The 19,820-nt window shown below is 71.6% G+C and carries 22 protein-coding genes; 11 read left to right on the forward strand and 11 right to left on the reverse strand.

All coding sequences use genetic code 11. From position 1 onward, the window contains the following. Positions 1-91: 91 nt before the first annotated feature. The 3 genes from OWR29_RS43195 (at position 92) to OWR29_RS43205 (ending at position 2,152) form a co-directional block, all read left to right on the forward strand. On the forward strand, positions 92-670 hold the full coding sequence (locus OWR29_RS43195) for a DNA-3-methyladenine glycosylase I (RefSeq protein ID WP_267569543.1): 579 nt from the start codon (positions 92-94) through the stop codon (positions 668-670). Between the two features lie 35 nt (positions 671-705). Then, positions 706-1,248, forward strand: a complete 543-nt coding sequence (locus tag OWR29_RS43200; RefSeq protein WP_267569445.1) for a hypothetical protein — start codon at positions 706-708, stop codon at positions 1,246-1,248. 103 nt (positions 1,249-1,351) lie between these two features. Then, complete coding sequence (locus OWR29_RS43205) at positions 1,352-2,152, forward strand: S1 family peptidase (RefSeq protein ID WP_267569446.1); 801 nt, start codon at positions 1,352-1,354, stop codon at positions 2,150-2,152. A gap of 153 nt (positions 2,153-2,305) precedes the next feature. On the opposite strand, the gene OWR29_RS43210 is transcribed toward OWR29_RS43205, so the two are convergent. Both OWR29_RS43210 and OWR29_RS43215 read right to left on the reverse strand, forming a co-directional pair. Next, positions 2,306-3,094, reverse strand: a complete 789-nt coding sequence (locus tag OWR29_RS43210; protein WP_267569447.1) for an enoyl-CoA hydratase-related protein — start codon at positions 3,092-3,094, stop codon at positions 2,306-2,308. Beyond that, on the reverse strand, positions 3,091-3,900 hold the full coding sequence (locus OWR29_RS43215; RefSeq protein ID WP_267569448.1) for a PaaX family transcriptional regulator: 810 nt from the start codon (positions 3,898-3,900) through the stop codon (positions 3,091-3,093). The genes OWR29_RS43210 and OWR29_RS43215 overlap by 4 nt, the downstream gene beginning before the upstream one ends. A gap of 256 nt (positions 3,901-4,156) precedes the next feature. On the opposite strand from OWR29_RS43215, the gene OWR29_RS43220 reads away from it, so the two are divergent. Together OWR29_RS43220 and OWR29_RS43225 are read left to right on the forward strand one after the other, a co-directional pair. Then, on the forward strand, positions 4,157-4,324 hold the full coding sequence (locus tag OWR29_RS43220; protein ID WP_014694782.1) for a DUF3117 domain-containing protein: 168 nt from the start codon (positions 4,157-4,159) through the stop codon (positions 4,322-4,324). Positions 4,325-4,402: 78 nt separating this feature from the next. Beyond that, positions 4,403-5,830, forward strand: a complete 1,428-nt coding sequence (locus tag OWR29_RS43225; RefSeq protein ID WP_267569449.1) for a leucyl aminopeptidase family protein — start codon at positions 4,403-4,405, stop codon at positions 5,828-5,830. Here the strand turns inward: OWR29_RS43225 and OWR29_RS43230 are convergent. After that, positions 5,795-6,403: an O-methyltransferase gene (locus OWR29_RS43230; RefSeq protein WP_267569544.1), complete on the reverse strand. Its 609-nt coding sequence runs from the start codon at positions 6,401-6,403 to the stop codon at positions 5,795-5,797. The genes OWR29_RS43225 and OWR29_RS43230 overlap by 36 nt on opposite strands. A 208-nt stretch (positions 6,404-6,611) precedes the next feature. On the opposite strand from OWR29_RS43230, the gene OWR29_RS43235 reads away from it, so the two are divergent. Further along, positions 6,612-7,865, forward strand: coding sequence for a S1C family serine protease (locus OWR29_RS43235; protein ID WP_267569450.1), 1,254 nt, complete (start codon positions 6,612-6,614; stop codon positions 7,863-7,865). 66 nt (positions 7,866-7,931) lie between these two features. Next, positions 7,932-8,351 carry a twin-arginine translocase TatA/TatE family subunit gene (locus OWR29_RS43240; RefSeq protein ID WP_267569451.1) on the forward strand — a complete coding sequence of 140 codons (420 nt, stop codon included), beginning with the start codon at positions 7,932-7,934 and terminating at the stop codon, positions 8,349-8,351. 51 nt (positions 8,352-8,402) lie between these two features. On the opposite strand, the gene OWR29_RS43245 is transcribed toward OWR29_RS43240, so the two are convergent. From OWR29_RS43245 to OWR29_RS43255, 3 genes are read right to left on the reverse strand one after another with little or no spacing between them, the layout of a single operon-like run. Next, positions 8,403-9,551 (reverse strand): Mrp/NBP35 family ATP-binding protein, encoded by a 1,149-nt coding sequence (locus OWR29_RS43245; RefSeq protein ID WP_267569452.1) that lies wholly within the window; start codon positions 9,549-9,551, stop codon positions 8,403-8,405. 21 nt (positions 9,552-9,572) lie between these two features. Next, positions 9,573-10,127 (reverse strand): DUF1003 domain-containing protein, encoded by a 555-nt coding sequence (locus OWR29_RS43250; RefSeq protein WP_267569453.1) that lies wholly within the window; start codon positions 10,125-10,127, stop codon positions 9,573-9,575. Continuing rightward, positions 10,124-11,401 carry a magnesium transporter MgtE N-terminal domain-containing protein gene (locus OWR29_RS43255; protein WP_267569454.1) on the reverse strand — a complete coding sequence of 426 codons (1,278 nt, stop codon included), beginning with the start codon at positions 11,399-11,401 and terminating at the stop codon, positions 10,124-10,126. Before OWR29_RS43255 ends, OWR29_RS43250 begins: the two co-directional genes overlap by 4 nt. Positions 11,402-11,428: 27 nt before the next feature. Between OWR29_RS43255 and OWR29_RS43260 the strand changes: the two genes are divergently transcribed. Next, on the forward strand, positions 11,429-12,301 hold the full coding sequence (locus OWR29_RS43260) for a PhzF family phenazine biosynthesis protein (RefSeq protein WP_267569455.1): 873 nt from the start codon (positions 11,429-11,431) through the stop codon (positions 12,299-12,301). A 145-nt stretch (positions 12,302-12,446) separates the two neighbouring features. On the opposite strand, the gene OWR29_RS43265 is transcribed toward OWR29_RS43260, so the two are convergent. After that, entirely contained in the window at positions 12,447-12,944 is a 498-nt protein-coding gene (locus tag OWR29_RS43265) for a hypothetical protein (protein WP_267569456.1), read from the reverse strand. A gap of 82 nt (positions 12,945-13,026) precedes the next feature. Further along, positions 13,027-13,746, reverse strand: coding sequence for an HAD family hydrolase (locus tag OWR29_RS43270; protein ID WP_267569457.1), 720 nt, complete (start codon positions 13,744-13,746; stop codon positions 13,027-13,029). Between the two features lie 136 nt (positions 13,747-13,882). Between OWR29_RS43270 and OWR29_RS43275 the strand changes: the two genes are divergently transcribed. The 3 genes from OWR29_RS43275 to OWR29_RS43285 all read left to right on the forward strand — a co-directional run bounded on the left by OWR29_RS43275 (position 13,883) and on the right by OWR29_RS43285 (position 16,544). After that, positions 13,883-14,797: a DMT family transporter gene (locus OWR29_RS43275; protein WP_267569458.1), complete on the forward strand. Its 915-nt coding sequence runs from the start codon at positions 13,883-13,885 to the stop codon at positions 14,795-14,797. Positions 14,798-14,895: 98 nt separating this feature from the next. Continuing rightward, positions 14,896-15,537: a hypothetical protein gene (locus OWR29_RS43280; RefSeq protein ID WP_267569459.1), complete on the forward strand. Its 642-nt coding sequence runs from the start codon at positions 14,896-14,898 to the stop codon at positions 15,535-15,537. 203 nt (positions 15,538-15,740) lie between these two features. Then, positions 15,741-16,544 carry an SDR family NAD(P)-dependent oxidoreductase gene (locus OWR29_RS43285; protein WP_438872727.1) on the forward strand — a complete coding sequence of 268 codons (804 nt, stop codon included), beginning with the start codon at positions 15,741-15,743 and terminating at the stop codon, positions 16,542-16,544. Between the two features lie 123 nt (positions 16,545-16,667). On the opposite strand, the gene OWR29_RS43290 is transcribed toward OWR29_RS43285, so the two are convergent. From OWR29_RS43290 to OWR29_RS43300, 3 genes are all read right to left on the reverse strand, one after another. Continuing rightward, positions 16,668-17,207: a DUF4190 domain-containing protein gene (locus OWR29_RS43290; protein WP_267569461.1), complete on the reverse strand. Its 540-nt coding sequence runs from the start codon at positions 17,205-17,207 to the stop codon at positions 16,668-16,670. 130 nt (positions 17,208-17,337) lie between these two features. Then, complete coding sequence (locus tag OWR29_RS43295; RefSeq protein WP_267569462.1) at positions 17,338-17,745, reverse strand: CoA-binding protein; 408 nt, start codon at positions 17,743-17,745, stop codon at positions 17,338-17,340. Between the two features lie 14 nt (positions 17,746-17,759). Next, entirely contained in the window at positions 17,760-19,703 is a 1,944-nt protein-coding gene (locus OWR29_RS43300) for an intein-containing Rv2578c family radical SAM protein (protein ID WP_267569463.1), read from the reverse strand. Between the last annotated feature and the right edge of the window lie 117 nt (positions 19,704-19,820).

A 19,820-nucleotide genomic window follows, 5' to 3' on the forward strand; every position in this document is an offset into this window, starting at 1 on the left:
CCGCTCTACGGTGGTCGCCATGACAGACACTTCGGCGTTCGGCGCACCGCAGCCCGGCGTCGCCCCGGCCGCGCTGCTCGAGGCCGGCCTGGTGATCGGCGACGACGGCCGGCCCCGCTGCTTCTGGGGCGGCAGCACGCCCGACTACGTGGCCTATCACGACGACGAGTGGGGCCGCCCGGTCCACGGCGACGACCGCATCTTCGAGCGCATGTGCCTCGAGGCGTTCCAGTCCGGCCTGGCTTGGATCACCATCCTGCGCAAACGCCCGGCCTTCCGGGCCGCCTTCGCCGGCTTCTCGATCGACAAGGTGGCCGCCTTCGGCGAGAAGGACGCGGCCCGCCTGATGACCGACGCCGGCATCGTCCGCAACCGCATGAAGATCGACGCCGCGCTGCACAACGCCCGCGTCGCCGCCGACCTGCCCGGCGGCCTCTCCGAGCTGTTGTGGTCCTACGCTCCTGCCCCGCGCCCGCCGCGCCCCGCCAGCCGGGCCGAGGTGCCGGCCACCACGGCCGAGTCCAAGGCCATGGCCAAAGACCTCAAGAAGCGCGGCTTCCGCTTCGTCGGCCCCACCACGGCGTACGCGTTGATGCAGGCCACCGGCATGGTCGACGACCACGTGGCGGGCTGCTGGGTGCCACCGCTCGGCCCCGATCCGGCCGCATGACGCGCCGGAAACCGGCCCGTGATGAGATGGAACGCATGGCGCAGTGGGCGGTGATCATTCCGGCGGAACGGTGGGCGACCGAGCGGCTCTTCCACCACGACACGGTGACGGTGTCGGGTGGCGCGGGCCCGGTCGAGCCCGACGACGAGGTGCTGCTCGTCGTCGGCGGCGAGGTCGTGGCGGTGGCCCACGCGCTCAAGGCCGACGGTGACGACCTGGTTCTGGCCTACCTGCGCCGCGCCTTCGACGAGCCGGTGCCGGCCGGCGAGCTGCACCTCGACGAGCACGACGTCCGCATCGCCGGCGTCGACCCCGCGGTGTTCCGCCGGCTCGCGGGCGCCGTCGGCGGCTCGGCGACCGTCGCCGCGAAGAAGACGTGGCTGGTCAGCGTCGCCCTCCCGATCGAGGCGCAGACCCCGGCCGAGGCGGTCCGCCAGTTCTGGTCGCACGTGCTCGAACTCGGCCCGGCCGAGCTGCCCACCTACGTCTGGCCCTCCGGCGACGAACTGGCCATGCAGGCCTTCGTCCTCGGCGAAGAGGCCAACCAGGATCCCGAGGAAGAGGACGACGAGGATTGACTTGACGATATGACGGTTTTGGGATCGTCACATCCATCGATCTCAATGCCTACGCTCCTTCCCTACGCGTCCTACCGGGCGCGCTCTTGGTGGGGAGGACCGAATGGTCAAGTGGCGGATCTTCGTGGGCACGGCGCTGGCCGCGCTCACCGTGGCGGCCTGGGGCGCGACCGCGTCACCGGCCGCGGCGTCGGCCGGGCCGGGCGACGGCGTGGCCGGCCCGTCGGTGGTCGGCGGCACCCGCGCCGCTCAGGGTGAATTCCCGTTCATGGTGCGACTGTCGATGGGCTGCGGCGGCGCCCTCTACAGCCCCACCCTCGTGCTCACGGCCGCGCACTGCGTGAGTCGCACCGGCGCCAACACGTCGATCACGGCCACGCTCGGCAGCGTCGACCTGCAGTCGAGCAGCCGGATCACCCGCACCTCGAACTACGTCTACCGGGCGCCGGGCTACAACGGCAACGGCGACGACTGGGCCTTCATCCGGCTCTCCAGCCCGGTGACGACGCTGGCCACCCTGCCCATCGCGACCAGCACGGCGTACGACTCGGGCACGTTCACGATCAGCGGCTGGGGCGCCGCCCGGGAAGGCGGGGCGCAGCAGCGCTACCTGCTGAAGGCGACCGTGCCGTTCGTCAGCGACAGCACCTGCAACTCGTCGTCCATGTACGGCGGCGAGGTCATCGCGGCCGAGGAGATCTGCGCCGGCTACACGTCGGGCGGCGTCGACACCTGCCAGGGCGACTCGGGCGGCCCGATGTTCCGCCGCGACGCGAGCAACGCGTGGATCCAGGTCGGCATCGTGAGCTGGGGCGACGGCTGCGCCCGCCCCAACAAGCCGGGCGTCTACACCCAGGTCAGCTACTTCTCCGCGGCGATTCGCTCCGCTGCCGCTTCGCTCTGATCGCCGCCTGAGCTTGCTGGTCGCCGCTTCGCGGCTCCGGGATTTCGCCCCGGGGAGGTCAATGACTTGGGCACCAAAAACGGCCTCGCTTCGCTAGCCGTTTTTGGCACCCAAGTCATTGACGGGCGACCGACTTCGGTCGCGGTCAAAGCTTCAGCGACCTTCGAAGACGGGCTTCTGCTTGGCCACGAACGCGGACACCGCTGCCTTGTGGTCGGCCGTGGCGCCGCAGATGGCCTGGGCCTGGGCCTCGGCCGCGAGCGCGTCGGACAGCGTGCCGGCGTCCCCGATCGAGAGCTCCCGCTTGATCGCCCCGTAGGCCACAGTCGGCCCCGCGGCCAGGCGTTCGGCCAGCTCGTGGGCCTTCGGCAGCACCTGCTCGTCGTCGTCGGTCAACTGCGAGAGCAGACCCATCTCGTACGCCCGCTCGGCCCGCACCGGCTCGGCCAGCAGCAGCAGCTCGAGCGCCCGCGCGTGCCCGACGATCCGCGGCAGCGACCACGAGACGCCGCTGTCGCCGGCCAGCCCCACGTTGGCGAAGGCCATCAGGATGGACGTCTTGGGCCCGCCGATCCGGAAGTCGGCCAGCAGCGCGAACGACGCGCCCGCCCCGGCCGCCGCCCCGCGCACCGCCGCCACCACCGGCTTGGGCATGCTGGCCAGCCGCTGCGCGATCGGGTTGTAGTGCACCCGCACGGTGTCCAGGTCGGTGCGGCCCGAGGCGAGCTGCTGCTCGTGCTCGCGCAGGTCCTGCCCCACGCAGAACGCCTTGCCCGCGCCGGCCAGCACGATCGCCCGGCACGACTTGTCGCTCTCGAGCGAGGCCAGCGTGTCACGCAGCGCCTCTTTGAGCTCGACGGTGAGGGCGTTCATGGCGTCGGGGCGGTTGAGCGTGAGCGTGACGACGGCGCCGTTGCGGTCGACGAGCAGGGAGTCTGTCATGGCTCTGAGAATCCCACACGGCTGCGAGTGGCCGGGTGAAGGCATCGTTCGACATAACGATCGGCGGCCGGCCGCAGACGGGCCGCGTGGCGGTCGAAGAAACCCGCCGCCACAGCGCCGGCCCAGCGCGGGGGCAGCAAGGACGCGGGCAACTGCGGATCGCGGAACAGGAACGAGCGCCAGGCGTGCACGAGGTGGAAGCGGGCCGCGTACGCCTCCTCGTCGGTGCTGCGGGCGTTGACCGCCGTGACCACCGGACGCAGGTCGGACACGAAATCCTCGTACGACCGGGCCAGTCCCGGCAGGTCCCAGGCCCGCCCGACCACCTCGGCGGCGCCGGGCGACCCCGCCGCGTGGCTGGCGCTGAAGCGCTCGTACCTGATCCCGGCCTCGGTGAGCACGGCGTCGGCCTCCTCGGCGGCCCGGGGCGCGACCCAGGCGTGCTCGCCCAGCGCCCCGTACCCGAGGAAGGCCAGCCGCGCCGCCTCGCGCTTGCCGAGCGAGCCGTGGACCAGGACCAGGTCGAACCGCCCGTCCCAGCCCGACCGGCTGGTGCGGTAGATCCGGGCGGCCGCCTCGTCGAGCCGCCGCGCGGCCTTCGGGGTGAGCAGATAGCCCGGCCCGGAGACCAGTCGCATGGGGTGCAGCCAGCCCTGACGCACCATCCGGGAGATCGCCGTGCGTACCGCGGGCGGCGCTATGCCCAGCGGCGCAAGCAGTCTGACCAGGGCCGCGACCGGTGCGCGCCCGCCCCTCGGCCGCAGGTAGTCGCCGTACAGGTCGAAGAGTGCCGACCGCGCCTGCATGACCGCACATTGTGACAGCCCGAAAGACGATATGCTAGACGCTGTCACATCCGCCCGGGCTGGGTTTGGGTTCGCCGGTGTTCATCAGGGAAAATGTTTGATCGGCACGGTGGGCCGGGTCGCGTCAGCACGCGCAATGGCCCTCGGCCGCCGGTCGGAAACGAGGTATGACGCCGTGTGGGGCTGAGCACACGGCGTAAGAAGTGGCTGTGGGGCAACCCACCGACACCCTGATGTAGGTCTGAGGGGAGACAAGATGGCGGCGATGAAGCCGCGGACGGGCGATGGTCCGCTGGAGGTCACCAAGGAGGGTCGGGGCATCGTCATGCGTGTCCCGCTGGAAGGTGGTGGCCGTCTCGTCGTTGAGATGACTCCGGACGAGGCCAGCGCACTGGGTGATGCGTTGAAGTCCATCGCCGGCTGACGTTTCACCGCGAGCCCGCCGGTACGGTACCGCCCGGACCGGCGGGCTTTCCACGTCTTCGAGAAAGGTCACGCTCTCGTGTATCCGATCCGGCTGACCGACCGCCTCGACGACGACCGGACCCGTGTCGTGCCCATCGGCGCGTCGGGTCCACTGTCGCACGCCGATGGCGAGATCGGTGCCGAGATTGCCGAGCTGGCCCCGGCAGGCCAGCCGGCGGGCACGCTGCAAGAGTTTCCCCGTCCGTTGCGGCGCCCGGCCCGGGTGCTGCTGGTGGCGGTGGGCGCGGGTGACGAGGCGGGCTGGCGCGCTGCCGGAGCAGCCGTGGCCCGGCACCTGCCCGGCGACGAAGAGCTTCAGGTGCTCCTGGGCGAGGCGGCCTCCGACGAGGCCGTACGCGGGATGGCCGAGGGGCTGTGGCTGGGCGGCTATCGCTATCGCGACGGCCGCGAGGAACCCCGGTCGGCTGAGGCCGAGCTCGTCACTGACGCTTTCCCTGCGTACGAGGGAAGCCTCACCCAAGCCCAAGCGGGCGCTCGGGCGACGTGGCTGGCCCGCGACCTGACGAACACCCCGCCCTCGATCAAGAACCCCGACTGGATGGCCGAGGAGGTCAGCGGGGCCGCCGCCAAACGTCCCGGCACCGGCGTCCGGGTGCTGTCCGGCGCCGAGCTCGAGCGCTTCGGCGGCCTGCGCGCGGTCGGCGGCGGTTCCAAGTTCCGGCCCTGCCTGGTCGAGCTGACCTGGGCCCCGCCCGCCGCGACCACCCACGTGGTGCTGGTCGGCAAGGGCATCACGTTCGACAGCGGCGGCATCTCGATCAAGACCCGCGAGGGCATGAAGCGGATGAAGAACGACATGGCCGGTGCGGCCGCGGTCGCCGCCGCCACCCTGGGCGCGGCCGAGCTGGGCCTGCCCGTCCGCATCACCGCCCTGCTGCCGCTGGCCGAGAACGCGGTCAGCGGCTCCGCCTACCGCCCGGGCGACGTGATCACCCACTACGACGGCACCACCAGCGAGTCGACCAACTCGGACGCCGAGGGCCGGCTGGTGCTGGCCGACGCCCTGGGCTACGCGGCCGAGCTCGAACCGGACGTGGTGATCGACCTGGCCACCCTCACCGGCGCCGCCCCGGTGGCTCTCGGGCCGAGCATCGCCGCCCTCTACAGCGAGAACGACGAGCTCGCCACGGCTCTGCGGCAGGCCGGCGCCGAAGCGGGCGAGCGGATGTGGCGCATGCCACTCAACCCGGACTACCGCGAACTGCTGCGCAGCGACCTGGCCGACCGGCACAGCTCGCCGACCCACGGCGGGGGCATGGCCGCGCTCTTCCTGCGCGAGTTCACCGGCCCCTACACCGACCGCTGGGCCCACCTCGACATCGCCGGCCCGGCCTGGACCGACACCGGCGAGGGTGAGCTGACCCGGGGCGGCACCGGGTGGGGCGTACGGATGCTGTTGCGCTACCTGTCAGCGCTTGACGGCGGCCAGCAAGCCCGCGCCTGAGGGCACCACGGCCGGAATCCACTCCTCGGACTCGCGCACGGCCCGCAGCGTCTCGCGGACGGTCAGCGTGTCCACGTCCCGGGCCGCCGGGTCGCTGATCCGCCCATTCGCCATCGCGCCGTTGACCAGCAGCACCCCGCCCGGCCGGAGCAGGCGCAGGGCGGCCTCGGCACAAGCGCCGAACTCGGTCACGTCGGCGTCCACGAAGACCAGGTCGTACGCACCGTCGGCCAGCCGGGGCAGCACGTCCAGCGCGCGGCCGGTGATGATCCGGGTGCGCGAGGGGGCGAAGCCGGCCTCGACGAAGATGCGCCGGGCGATCCGCTGGTGCTCGTTCTCGACGTCGATCGTGGTCAGGACCCCGTCGGAGCGCATGCCACGCAGCAGCCATACCCCGCTGACCCCGGCGCCGGTGCCGATCTCGACCACCGCCTTGGCGCTGCCGGCCGCCGCGAGCAGCCTCAGCACCGAGCCGGCGGCCGCGCTGACGCTGTCCAGGCCCAGCTCGATCGCCAGGCTGCGGGCGGTCTGCAGCACGATGTCCTCGCTGGCGTACGCCTCGGCGAACTGCATGGCCTGACCCGTCGACGGGCCGGGCCGGGCTGACGGGACGATGACGACCTCCGTGGCGGTTGGCGGACGAACGTGGCTGCGACCCACGTCCATCGGATAGAAGAGTATTTGGGCCGTCGATGCATAAACAGGCCGGGGCAGGGCGTCATCCAGGATCCGTGTCATCCTGGAGAGGGAGCTCGGGGAGGAATTGAGTGGAGGCACCGACGTGACCGACGGCTGGAACGCGCGTCCCACTCCGCCACCCGCCAATGGTCAGCCCGTCCCACCAGATTCGCCGTGGTGGTCCGACGCGCTCGCTGACCCGTGGCGCGACCCGTACGCGCCGACCGCCGTCGTGCTGCAGCAGCCGCAGTCGACCGGCGGGCCGCCGCCCGAGCCCGTGGTCAACCCGGACGCGCCCCGCCGCTCCTTCACCCCGATCCTGCTCATCTGCCTGATCACCGCCCTGCTCGCGGGCGGTCTGGGCGGCACCCTGGGCTACGTCTTCGCCGTCCGTGGCGGCGTCGCGACCGGTGGCGGCTCCGCTCTCGGGGCGGCCGCCGAGGACCCGCCGGCCGCGGCCAACCGGGCGCCCGACTCGCTGGCCGGCGTGGCCGGAAAGGTGCTCCCCAGCGTGGTCACCGTCCGGGTCACCGGCGCGATCGGCTCCGGCTTCGTGGTCTCGGCCAACGGCTACGTGATCACCAACGACCACGTCGTCGAGGGCGCCGACGACACCATGTCGGTGTCGTTCAGCGACGGCTCCACCGCCAAGGCCGAGCTGGTCGGCCGCGACCCCCAGTCCGACGTGGCTGTGATCAAAGTCGCCAAGAGCGGCCTCACCCCGGTCGCCCTGGGCAACTCCGACTCGATCGCCGTGGGCGACCCGGTGCTCGCCTTCGGCTCCCCGCTGGCGCTGGTCAACACGGTGACGGCCGGGATCGTCAGCGCGGTCGACCGCACCATCGAGGCCGGCGACGCGGGCACCACCCGCTACTACGCGGCCATCCAGACCGACGCCGCGGTCAACCAGGGCAACTCGGGCGGCCCGCTGGTCAACGCGGGCGGCCAGGTCATCGGGGTCAACTCGGTGATCCGCTCGGTCGGCGGCACCGAGACCGAGGCCGGCAACATCGGGCTCGCCTTCGCCATCCCGATCAACCAGGCCAAGCGCGTCGCGCAGGACATCATCGACCACGGCAAGGCCCGGCGTACGGTCATCGGGGCCGAGGTGGCGACCGGGGGCACCAGCACGTCGGGCGCCCGGCTGCGGTCGGTCGAACCGTCCGGGCCGGCCGGCGCCGCCGGTCTCAAGGCCGGTGACACGGTCACCAAGCTCGACGGGCACCTGCTCGAGGACGGCACCGACCTGATCGCCCTGGTGCGCAAATACCCGCCGGGCACCGTCGTCTCGGTGGAGTACCGTCGCGGAACGAAGACGCAGTCCGCCTCAGTGACATTGGCCGCCGACTCCAACTGATCGCCTCGGGGACTGCATTCGGCCACCTCGCGTGCGTAGGCTTGGCCCCGGAACCTGGGAGGCCACATGTTCGAGAATCTGAACTGGTGGGAGATCGGCGCGCTGCTCATGCTGGCGCTGCTGATCTTCGGTGAGCGTCTGCCCAAGGTCATCGGCGACGGCCTGCGCATGCTGCGCGGCCTGCGGGCGATGGCGCAGAACGCGACCACCGACCTCAACCGCGAGCTGGGCACCGACCTTCAGCTGCAGGACCTGCACCCCAAGGCGTTCATCCGCAAGCACCTGCTGAGCGAGGAGGACGAGGCGGCGATCCGCAAGCCGCTGCAGGGCCTCTTCGACGACGTGAAGCAGGACCTGAACGGCGTCCGCAGCGACCTCACCGACGTCGCCGCAGCCGCCGACATCAAGAACAACCGCACGGCCTCGGACTCCGCGTCGACCGCAGTGACGCCGGCCGCCCGCAAGTTCGACCTCGACGCGACATAGACGCGAAACGGCCCCCGCTCAGAAGAGCGAGGGCCGGTCGGGTGTCGATGCCTATCGGCGTGCGTTGACCATGAGGCCCAGCGGCTTGCCGACCAGGGACTCCCGGCGTACGGCCAGCTTGTTGGCCACCGCGTCGAGTGCCTGAGCGGCCGGGGCGTCCGGCGCGGCCAGCACGATCGGGTCGCCGGCGTCGCCCGCCTCGCGCACCCGGGTGTCGAGCGGAATCTGACCGAGCAGCGGCACCGACGCGCCCACCGTGGTGGTCAGCGAATCGGCGACCTTCTGCCCGCCGCCCTCACCGAAGACCTCCATGCGCGAGCCGTCCGGCAGCTCGAGCCAGGACATGTTCTCGACCACGCCGACCAGGCGCTGGTGGGTCTGCATGGCGATCGCGCCGGCCCGCTCGGCCACCTCGGCCGCGGCCGTCTGCGGCGTGGTGACGACCAGGATCTCGGCGTTGGGCAGCAGCTGGGCCAGCGAGATGGCCACGTCACCGGTGCCCGGGGGCAGGTCGAGCAGCAGCACGTCCAGGTCGCCCCAGTAGACGTCGGCCAGGAACTGCTGCAACGCGCGGTGCAGCATCGGCCCGCGCCACACCACGGCCGCGTTGCCCGCGGTGAACATGCCGATCGAGATCACCTTCACGCCGTGCGACTGCGGCGGCATGATCATGTCTTCGACCCGGGTCGGGCGGCCGTCGACGCCGAGCATGCGGGGCACCGAGTGGCCGTAGATGTCCGCGTCGATCACGCCGACCGAGAGCCCGCGCTTGGCCAGGGCCGCGGCCAGGTTGACGGTCACGCTGGACTTGCCGACGCCGCCCTTGCCGCTGGCCACCGCGTACACCCGCGTGCGGGAGCCGGGCTGGGCGAAGGGAATGACCGGTTCCGCCGCCGCGCCACCACCGCGCAGCGTGGTCTGCAGGGCCTTGCGCTGTTCCTCGTCCATCACGCCGAAGTCGACGGTCACCGACGTGATGCCGGGGATCGCGGTGAGGGCGGCCGTGATGTCGTTGTTGAGCTTGTCCCGCAGCGGGCAGCCGGCCACGGTCAGCAGTAACTCGACCCGGACCGTGCCCTCGGCGACGGTGAAGCCCTTGACCATGCCGAGGTCGGTGATCGGGCGGCGGATCTCGGGGTCGTCGACGGTGGCCAGCGCGGCCTGGATCGCGTCCTCGACGGTGGAGGCGGGAGCGGACATGATGCCCATGCTACGTCGGGCTCATCGGCGTTCTTCGTCCCACTCCTTGCGATCCTCCTCCCACTCCGAGCGGGCTCTCTTGTCCCGCCGGTGGGCGGCTTCGTCCAGCTCATCGGCGAGGCGGGACAGCTCGGAGCGCAGGAAGTCGCGGGTGGCGACCTCGCCCAGCGCGATCCGGAGCGAGGCGATCTCGCGGGCCAGGTATTCGGTGTCCGCCTTCTGCATGGCGGCCCGCCGGCGATCCTCTTCCATGGCCAGGCGGTCACGGTCGGTCTGGCGGTTCTGCGCGAGCAGGATCAGCGGCGCCGCGTACGACGCCTGCAGGGACAAGATCAAGGTCAGGAACGTGAAGGTGTACGGGTCGAAGCGCAGGTTGGCCGGCGCCAGCGTGTTCCAGGCGAACCAGGCGGTGATCACCAAGGTCATCCAGACGATGAACTGGGCCGTGCCCATGTACCGCGCGATGCCCTCGGACCAGCGGCCGAAGGCTTCGGGATCGAAGCGGGGCAGCCGTACCCGGCCCGGCTCGACGGGCTGGTCGAGGCGGTCGAGGCGCTCGCGGCGGGGATCGGTCACAGCACGACCTCGTCGTTCTCGCTCAGGTCGCGGTCACGCCAGTCGCGCGGCAGCGAGTGGTCGAGCACGTCGTCGACCGTGACCGCGCCCACCAGCCGGCGGGTGGAGTCGACCACCGGCATCGCGACCAGGTCGTACGTCGCCATCCGCTTGGTGATTTCGGCCAGCGACGTCTCGGGGCGCAGCGGCTCGAGGTCGGAGTCGACGATGCCGCCGAGGATGGAGGCGGGCGGTTCGCGCAGCAGCCGCTGGAAGTGCACCATGCCCAGATACTTGCCGGTCGGCGTGGCCGAGGGGGCGCGCGCCACGAACACCTGCGCGGCCACCACCGGCGACAACTCCGGCTCCCGGATGCGGGCCAGCGCCTCGGCCACCGTCGAGTCGGGCGTCATGATCACCGGCTCCGAGGTCATCACGCTGCCCGCCGTACCGGGACGGTATTCGAGCAGCTGGCGGACCGGGTCGGCCTCGTCCGGCTCCATCAGGTCGAGCAGCACCGACTGCTCGGCCTTGGGCAGCTCGCCGAGCAGGTCGGCCGCGTCGTCCGGGTCCATCCGCTCGAGCACGTCGGCGGCGCGTTCCCGGTCGAGGCGTACGAGAATCTCGACCTGGTCGTGCTCGGGCAGCTCTTCCAGCACGTCGGCCAGCGTGCGGTCGCTCAGCGCGGCGGCCACCTCGTTACGGCGGGCGTCCGGCAGATCCTGCAGGGCGTTCGCCATGTCGGCCGGCTTCATCTGCTCGAGCAGCGCCAGCAGGTTGGAGGTGCCCTGGGTGTCGGTCGGCCCGATCAGGCCGCGCACCCGGTCGTAGTCGGCCTGGAAGACGTGCCCGCGGCGGGCCAGCCGCCCGGTCATGCCGCGCACGGCGAGCCGGGTCACCAGCCACTCGTTGTTGCGGTTGAGCTCCATGCCGATGTCGACGACAGTGCTCGGCATGGCCGGCCCGTCGCCCGACTCGGGGGCCACTGTCACCCGCCGGTCGAGCAGGTCTTCCACCACCAGCAGCTCGTTCGGCCGCTTCTCGAACCGGCGCAGGTTGAGCACGCCGCTGGCCAGCACGACCGCCTCGGCGTCCATCGACGTCACCCGCCCGATCGGCAGGAAGATCCGCCGGCGCAACGCCATCTCGGCCACCAGGCCGACCACCTGCGGCGGCCGGTTCGTCGTACGCAGCCGCACCACGGCGTCGCGCACCCGTCCGACCCGGTCGCCGTTGGGGTCGAACACGGGCAGCCCGGCGAGCCGGGCCAGATAAACCCTCGTCCCCATGGTCACGGGTCCAGCCTAGGTTAGGGTCCGGACATGTCAGGAGTGACGTACGAGATCGTCGACGTGTTCACTGATCGGCCGTTCGCGGGCAACCCGCTCGCGGTGGTCTACAACGCCACCGATCTCGCCGCCGACCAGATGCACACCCTGGCCCGCGAGTTCAACCTGGCCGAGACCGTTTTCGTGCTCCCGCCGACCGACCTGTCGGCAACCTACCGGGCCCGCATCTTCACCCCCGAAAAAGAGCTCCCGTTCGCCGGCCACCCCAGCGTCGGCGCCGCAGTGACCTCGATGCGGCGCGGCCTGTTTCCCCCGGGAGAGGTGATCCAGGAGTGCGGCGCCGGCCTGCTGCCGATCACCGTGCGGGAGTCCGGCTCGGCCACGTTGACCGGCGGAACCCCGCAGCTGGGCGATCCCCTCGACCCGGCGATGCTGCTGCAGTTGGCCGGTCTGACGGCCGACGATCTAGCCGAGGGCACCCCGCGGTGGGCCGGGTGCGGTCTCGACTGGGCTTTCCTTCCCGTACGGCGTGAAGCCCTGACCGACGTCCGGATCGACGCGCCGGCCGCGCTCCAGGCCGGCGTGACCGACCTCTGCGTCTTCTCATGGTCCCCGTCGACGTCCGAGGCGCATTCCCGAGTCTTCGTACCCGGCGGCGCCGTACCCGAAGATCCCGCCACCGGCTCCGCCGCCCTCGGCCTGGGCGTGTGGCTGGTAGGCGCCGGCCTGTTGCCAGCCGACGGCACCTCTTCCTACCGCGTGCACCAGGGCATCGAGATGAAGCGCCCATCCCTGCTGGAGTGCACAGTCACCGCCGCCAACGGAGCGGCCACCGCAGCCACCGTCGCCGGCCACGTCTGCCCCATAGCCAAGGGCGAAATCATCGTCCCGCCGTTCATCGGATAGCCCCTGAACAGGCGTTTCTTAAATTCTTCAGGCGAGCCCCATCCCTAACCCCCACCCGCCTCGGGGAGCGGTGGTGACCTTACGCGGTGTCAAGCCGTGAGAGCGGGTTGTCCACAGCGCCGCGGACTTGTCCACAGGGTCTTGATTAGCGGCGCTTGACCTTGTGCAGGCGGAACGGGCGTCGAGTCTCGACTCGGGCCGGGGTGTCACGCGGCTCGGCCGCACCCGAATCGGCCGGCAGATCGGGGGCTGACACCGGCGGTTCGTTCTCGACCGGCGTCAGGCGGACGACTGCGCAACCCGAAGCGGCCCAGCGCGCCACCACCTCGTCGGCTGTGCCTGACGCATTCAGGCGCTTGGCGGCCAGCTGCGGGGCCACCTCGTTCCACTCGTCGCTGCCGGGGGACAGGCGGGTTGCGGCGGCCTCGGTGATCACGATGAGGCCGCCGTTGTCGCCGCGCAGGCGGACGGTCGCCCGCGACGCCTCGGCGAGGCCCGGCGCGAACTGCTCATCCGGGCCGCTGACCACTACCAGCGTGCCGTCGAGCGGCATCACCCAGAGCGCCAAGGCCGGGCCGTCGCCGACGGAGATCCAGGCCAAGGCGGCCTTCTTGAGCGCCTCTTCGAGCACCGCGGAAGTCACCGCGCCATCCTCGCACGCCGCGGCGACTCCGAAAGCGCGAGCAAGCCGCGGCCGCTACAAACACGCAAGCCCGCCGTGGCGATTACACCGTTGCGGGCTGGCGGGCGCCCGCGATCAGGGTGCGGTCGACCAGGCTGACCAGTTCCGTAAGGGAGCGGACCGTCCGCCCGGCGAAGTTGGTGTCGGCGTCGAAGACCAGGTGGTTGGCCAGGTCGGGGGCGGCCAGCCGGACCGGGGTCATGCCGACCGCGGCGGCGCCGGTCAGCTCGTGGCTGCCGCCGTCGCCCACGTACAGGCATTCGTCCGGTGCCACGCCCAGCTGCTGGCACGCGGCCAGGTAGATGCGCGGGTCGGGTTTGCAGACACCCAGGCGTACGGAGAAAACGGTCGTGTCCAGCAGCGGGGCCACCGGCAAACTGGGCAGGAAGGCGGGCAGCTCGTGCGTGCAGTCGCTGATCAGCGCGGTGGCCAGGCCGCGCCGCTTGATCGCGTCGAGCGCGCTCACCGCGTCGTCGCGCAGGCGGGTGTCGGCCTTGAGCGCGTCGACCCGGGCCGGCACGCCTGCCCGCAGCTGCTCGGAGCGGGGGCGGCCGCCGGCCTGCTCGATCACGAAACGTAGGGTGGCCTCGGCGGACCCGTAGCGGCCGCGGGCGCGGGCTCGGAACGTACGGTCGAGCACCCCGTTGACCGCGTCGGGATCGGCGCCGAGGGCTCGGGCGATCTCCGCATGTTGGGGACCACGCTGGACGGATCGGGTCAACGTGCCGAAGAAGTCGAACACGACCGCACGGTATGCGGGCACGGCGAAACGCCTCCCAGTACATAGAGGGGGGTGAAAGGGGCGGGAAACCTCGGTGACTGTAACGACACCATCACTTTCCGTTCAATAGGGGTTCGCAAACTGTGGCGCATCAGTCCGCAAGAACCGACGGCCAGGGATGAATGAGCGCTCATCGGCCCGTTTGCCGACTGTTCTGGCTCTCACCGTGGCGGTCCTCGCCGTCTCGTCCTCGGCTCCGCTGATCGCCTTCGCGGCTGCTCCGGCCCTGGCTATCGCCTTCTGGCGGAACGCGGCGGCGACCGTCGTGCTGACGCCTATTACGTACGGACCCAGACGCGCGGAGTTCTTCGGTGCGTCACGGCGGGCGAAGCTTTTCGGGGTGCTCGCCGGGGTGGCCCTGGCCGCCCACTTCGCCACCTGGATGCCCAGCGTCCAGCTCGGCTCGGTGGCCACGTCGTCCGCCCTGGTCGCGACCCAGCCGGTGTGGCAGGGCCTGATTGCGGCCGCGCAGGGCCGGCGCCCGTCGACCGCCGCCTGGATCGGCATCGGGCTGGCCGTGGCCGGCGCCGCCTGGGCCACCGGGGCCGACATCAACGTCTCCCCGCAGGCCGTGTTGGCCGATGTCCTGGCCTTGCTGGGCGGGGTCTTCGCGGCGATCTACACGGCCCTCGGCGAGCGCGCCCGCACCGAGTTGCGCACCACCACATACACCTGGATCTGTTACGGCGTCTGCGCGGTGATCCTGCTGGTGGTGTGCCTGGCCGCCGGCCTCGACCTCGGCGGCTACGACAACCACACCTGGGCCGCGATCCTGGGTCTGGTGGTGGGCGCCCAGTTGCTGGGTCATTCGATGTTCAGCTACGCCCTCGAGCACACGTCGGCCACCACCGTCAGCGTCCTGGGCCTGGTCGAGGTGCCCGGGGCGGCCCTGCTGGCCTGGATCTGGCTGGGGCAGGAGCCGCGCGCGGCCGCCCTGCCCGGCGTCGCCCTGCTGCTGGCCGGGGTCGCGGTGTTCATCCTCGGCGCCGCCCGCTCGGCCCGTCCGGCGGTGGATCCCACGCTCCCCGACTGACCCCTTCCCATTTGCGCGATTCGGGGCTTTCGGTCGTTGAGTGAGGCGGGCGCACGCCTGGCGGCTCGAGCCGCCGCCGGGTAGAAGGGGGGAATGCGATGCATGGGTCTCGATTCCGGATCGGCTGTCTCGCCGTGCTGGCGGTGGTCCTCGTGATCGGCGGCTGCGCCGATTCGGCCGGCGACCAGCCCGCCGACGGCCCCGGCCTGACCGGCGGCTGGAGCACGGCCGGCTGCGAGTTTCTGCGCCTGCCGGAGCGGATGGCCGTTGCCGGGGTGGCCATGCCGGTGACCCCGGCCAAGCTCCAGGCGGCCATGGACCGCATCGACAACGCGGGCCGGGGCGAGTTCAGCGCCAGCTTCGCCGGCCTCGAGGTCGATCAGGAGAACATCCGCGCGATCATCTACCGGGTGCCGTCGGCCGCCTTCGATGAGTTCATCCGCCAGGCCGCGGAAGACACCTGCATCATCGTCCGCGACGCGCCGCACTCCGCCACCGACCTGGCCGTCTGGCACGACCGGGTGCTGGCCGACCTGGCCTTCTGGACGCACTCCGGCATCCGCATCGTCTCGGTCGGCGCGCGTCACGACGGTGCCGGCGTCGAGATCGGCACCCAGGATCTGGAACAGGCCCGAACCGAACTCACAGCCCGCTACGGTCCCGAAGCTCCGCTGCTCTTCGTGCAGGAGGCCCCGGTCCGCCCGCTGACCAACCCGACCGCCACCCCGCGCGACAACTGAGCCGGTGCCACCGGAGGGGTCGGTTCTTCGGACGGAACCGTGAGTGAAGGTGGGAATGGCGTCCCTGGGGCTGCTCGGGTGGAAACGGACTGAGAGGATGGCCCGGGGCCTGCGCCACGCCGGCTGCGCTGTCCGCCCGGTCGCGCCTACCCGGGCCGGGACAGCCGCGGTCGCCGCGCCCGGGCCGAGGGGTCGTCGAAGAGGTGGAGGTCCAGGTGGAGGCTGAGGAGTCGCAGGAAGCGCCGGTCACATTGCGGCTGGACGGAAAGGTCGCCCTGGTCACGGGGGCCGGCAGCCCCGACGGGATCGGCTATGCGACGGCGCGCCGCCTGCGTGACCTCGGGGCGCGGGTGGCGATCGTGTCGACCACCCGGCGGATCCACGAGCGGGCGTCCGAGCTCAGCGTCACCGGGTTCGTCGCCGACCTCACCGACGAGGCCGAGGTGGGCGCGCTCGCCGACGCCATCTCCGACCAGCTCGGCGACGTCGAGGTGCTGGTCAACAACGCCGGCCTGACCAGCCGGGCCAGCCCCGAGATCCTGCGGCCGGTCTCCCAGCTCACCTACGACGAGTGGAAGAGCGAGATCGACCGCAACTTGAGTACGGCGTTCCTGTGCAGCCGCGCCTTTCAGGGCGGCATGGCCGAGCAGGGCTGGGGCCGCATCGTGAACCTGGCGGCCACGGCCGGCCCGGTCAACGCCCTCCCGACCGAGGCCGCATACGCAGCGGCGAAGGCCGGCGTCGTCGGTCTGACCCGCGCGCTGGCCATGGAGTTGGTCGCCGACGGCGTCAACGTCAACTGCGTGGCGCCGGGCACGATCTACACCGCCGCCTCCACGGTGACCGAGATCAAGCAGGGCCTGGGCACCCCGATCGGCCGCCCCGGCACCCCGGACGAGGTCGCCGCGGCCATCGCGTTCCTCTGCTCGCCCGCCGCCTCCTACATCACCGGCCAGATGCTGGTGGTCGACGGCGGCAACAGCGTCCGCGAGGCCGAATTCCGCTGACCGCCCGTCTTCGCGCGGCGCGAACAGCGCGGCGGCTGAGCTAGGCGTGCTTGTCTCGCGCGGTCGGCCGGGTGACCGGCCGACCGGCGCGGCGTGCGAGCTGCGGGCGCCGGCCCGCGTCGCTCACGGGCTGGTGCTGGAGGCGCCGACCGCGATGACGGCGACGACCACGTAGAACGCACAGATCAGCACGTAGATGCTGGTGAAGATGTAGCCGAGCCAGAGGCCGGCCGTGGCCAGGCCCTCGCCCTGCTCGCCGGTCTGGCGGATCTGCTTCTTCGCCACGTGGCCCATGACGATGCCCGCGGGCGCGAACACGAACGCGAACACCAGCGACAGGATCGCCATGGTGTTGGTCGTGGCCACCGGGGCGTAGGGCTGCTGACCGTAGCCGGGCTGCCCGTACGGCTGCTTGTACGCCTCTTGCCCGTACGCCGCCGGCTGCCCGTACGGCTGCCCGCTCGACGGCTGCGACCCGTACGGCTGCCCGCTGGAGGGCGCACCGTAGGGCTGCCCGTACGGCTGGCCGCTGGACGGCTGCGAACCGTAGGGCTGCCCGCTCGACGGCTCGGCCGAGTACGGCGTGGTCGGGTCGTACGGCTGCTGCCCGTACGGCTGCTGCGGCTGATATGGATCCGGTGTGCCACCGGGTGGGTAAGTCATCAAGTCCTCCTCGTTCCCGGGCACCGTACTAGCCCGGGCGCCGGAGAGAACACGATAGGCGTACGTGTCCGCAGGTTGCGACGGCAATCGGACTGACGCGACCCGATTCCGCCCCGTCGGCGGGCCTGCCTCAGGGCAGCTTCGTCAGGCTGCCCACGGCTCGCTCGACCGCCAGGCACCGGTCTTCGACGTAGTCCAGGCCCGCCTCTTCGGCGATGCGCCGCGCCTCGGCCGAGAAGATGCCGCTCTGCAGCCACACCGCGGGCGCCTTGATCGCGACTGCCTGTCGCACCACCTCGACCGCGTCCCGCGCGGGCCGGAACACGTTGACCAGGTCGACCGGCTCGTCGAGGTCGGCCAGCGTCGCGACGGTGGGGACCCCGAACACCTCGTCGACGAACGGGTTGACCGGGATGATCCGCCAGCCGTGCCGCAGCATCTGGAGCGGAACCGTGTGAGCCGGCTTGAACGGGTCACGTGACGCGCCGACCACGGCGATGACGTTCGCCTCGGCCAGGATCTGCTGTGCATCCCTCATGCGATCGACTGTAGTCACAGCAAAGTCAGTTGCCGGTCGTCCTGCACCTCCTGCTTCGTCTCGGGTTCGATGGCCCGGGCCTCGCCGGGGCCGGCCCGGTGGAGGCCGTGCCGCCGGGCCGCGACGCGCACCCGGGCGGTGACCTCCCGCTGATAGGCCTGCGGCGTGTAGGACCCGTTGCCGTAGAGCTCGCGATAGCGCGGCGCCAGATCGGGCCGGGTGCTGGTGAGCCAGGCCGCGTACCACTCCCGGGCGCCGGGCCGCAGATGCAGCGGAAGCGGGGAGACGCTGGTGGCGCCCGAGGCTGCGATCGCCGCCACCGTCTCGTCGATGGACTCGTCGGAGTCGGTGAGGCCGGGCAGGATCGGCGCCATCAGCACACCGACCTCGAAACCGGCGTCGGTCAGCCGGCGCACCGCGTCGAGCCGCCGGCGGGGACTGGGCGTGCCCGACTCGACCGCCCGCCACACCTGCTCGTCGACGAAGCCCACCGAGAACGACAGGCCGACCCGGGTCATCTCGGCCGCCTGGGTGAGCAGCTCGAGGTCGCGCAGGATCAGCGTGCCCTTGGTGAGGATCGAGAACGGGTTGGCGTGGTCGCGCAGGGCGGCCAGGATCTCGGGCATCAGCCGGTAGCGGCCCTCGGCGCGCTGGTAGACGTCGACATTGGTGCCCATGGCGATCGGCGCGCCCGACCAGCGCGGGGCGGCCAGCTCGCGGCGGATCAGCTCGCCCGCGTTGACCTTGACCACCACCTTGGTGTCGAAGTCGTGGCCGGTGTCGAGGTCGAGATAGCTGTGCGTGTGGCGGGCGAAGCAGTTGTGACTGACCACGCCGTCGGCGATGAAGTCGCCCGTGCCGGTGGAGATGTCGAACAGCGGCAGGGTGAGCCCCAGGTCTTCGATGTCGACCACGGCCAGCTGCCGCCCGGCGCGCACGCCGACCCCGGACGCGTCGAGCGGAGCGCCGTCGATGCCCGTGAGGTGCCGGAAACGCAGGGCCGCCCACAGGTCGCGGTCGATCTCGACCGTGCCCGTGCCGCCGCCGCGCACCCGCACGGGAGTGCGGCTGGGCAGGCCGAGGTGCGTCAGTGCCTCGGTCACCCGGGCCAGGAACAGCCGGTCGGCGCCGGCGAAGCTGATCGCCAGCCGGTCGGCCTGGCCCACGGCGCCGAAGGCGCCGGCCAGGAAGCCCCGATACCAGTCTGAAGTGGGCAGCTCGGGCCAGCGCAGGGCCTCGTGCAGCAGGACGTCTTCCAGATAGCCGTCGGCCCGCACCCAGGCGTCGCCCGCCCGGGCCGGCACGCCGCCGGTGTCGCCGCGGCCCGCGTCGCCCCGGATCAGGCCGCACAGGAAGCCCATCTGATAGTCCGGGGACTCTTTGGGCGGCTCGGCGAAGTGGCCGACGCCGAACATGAGGTCACCCACGGCCAGGGCGGGCTGGTGCGGCTCGGCCGGGCTGACGTGGCGCCAGCCGCGGTCGGTCAGGAAGCGGTGGTCGCCGCTGGCCACCAGGCGGGTGCCGTCGGCCAGGGTGACCCGGAACGCGGTCTTGGTGGTGGACCAGTGGTCGAGCACGGTGGTGGGGACGTAGCGGCGGGTGGAGCCGGCGCCCATCGTGCCCATGATCGCGTCACCGGGGCGCAGGTCGGCCAGCCGCCGGGTGGCGCCGTCGGCCATCAGGATCGGAGTGTCGCCCGAGAGGCAGTAGGCGCACGCGTGGGAGCAGCCCCGATAGGGATTGATGGTGAACTCGAACGGCACCCGCGACGCCCCGGGAACCCGGTTGATCAGGCTCTTCGCCCGGATCTCGTAGAACGTCATGCCGGCGAAGCCGGGGGTGTCGAACGTGCGGACCGTGGCGCCGGGCAGCGCCAACGGCAGGGGTGGTGCCGCCGGCGCTGCCCTGTCGAGGAGCGAGTCGCCGTCGGACGGGGCCGACAGGTTGGACCATCGCATGGCAAGGATTCGAACACATGTTCGATCTGCTTGTCCAGTCAGCTTCGAGCGTGTCGCCGGCGGCGTGCCGAGGGCGTGAAAAGGCCCGCGAACCGAACCGGTTCGCGGGCCTGACGA

It is taken from the genome of Paractinoplanes pyxinae, from assembly GCF_026626335.1.
Lineage (GTDB): Bacteria > Actinomycetota > Actinomycetes > Mycobacteriales > Micromonosporaceae > Actinoplanes > Actinoplanes pyxinae.

Coding starts and splice junctions, on each gene's coding strand:
- OWR29_RS43295 (WP_267569462.1), bottom strand. CDS start 17,745: ATGAGGGATGCACAGCAGATCCTGGCCGAGGCGAACGTCATCGCCGTG.
- OWR29_RS43245 (WP_267569452.1), bottom strand. CDS start 9,551: ATGTCCGCTCCCGCCTCCACCGTCGAGGACGCGATCCAGGCCGCGCTG.
- OWR29_RS43205 (WP_267569446.1), top strand. CDS start 1,352: ATGGTCAAGTGGCGGATCTTCGTGGGCACGGCGCTGGCCGCGCTCACC.
- OWR29_RS43220 (WP_014694782.1), top strand. CDS start 4,157: ATGGCGGCGATGAAGCCGCGGACGGGCGATGGTCCGCTGGAGGTCACC.
- OWR29_RS43215 (WP_267569448.1), bottom strand. CDS start 3,900: ATGCAGGCGCGGTCGGCACTCTTCGACCTGTACGGCGACTACCTGCGG.
- OWR29_RS43280 (WP_267569459.1), top strand. CDS start 14,896: ATGCATGGGTCTCGATTCCGGATCGGCTGTCTCGCCGTGCTGGCGGTG.
- OWR29_RS43300 (WP_267569463.1), bottom strand. CDS start 19,703: ATGCGATGGTCCAACCTGTCGGCCCCGTCCGACGGCGACTCGCTCCTC.
- OWR29_RS43275 (WP_267569458.1), top strand. CDS start 13,883: ATGAATGAGCGCTCATCGGCCCGTTTGCCGACTGTTCTGGCTCTCACC.
- OWR29_RS43240 (WP_267569451.1), top strand. CDS start 7,932: ATGTTCGAGAATCTGAACTGGTGGGAGATCGGCGCGCTGCTCATGCTG.
- OWR29_RS43210 (WP_267569447.1), bottom strand. CDS start 3,094: ATGACAGACTCCCTGCTCGTCGACCGCAACGGCGCCGTCGTCACGCTC.
- OWR29_RS43260 (WP_267569455.1), top strand. CDS start 11,429: ATGTCAGGAGTGACGTACGAGATCGTCGACGTGTTCACTGATCGGCCG.
- OWR29_RS43290 (WP_267569461.1), bottom strand. CDS start 17,207: ATGACTTACCCACCCGGTGGCACACCGGATCCATATCAGCCGCAGCAG.
- OWR29_RS43230 (WP_267569544.1), bottom strand. CDS start 6,403: ATGCAGTTCGCCGAGGCGTACGCCAGCGAGGACATCGTGCTGCAGACC.
- OWR29_RS43200 (WP_267569445.1), top strand. CDS start 706: ATGGCGCAGTGGGCGGTGATCATTCCGGCGGAACGGTGGGCGACCGAG.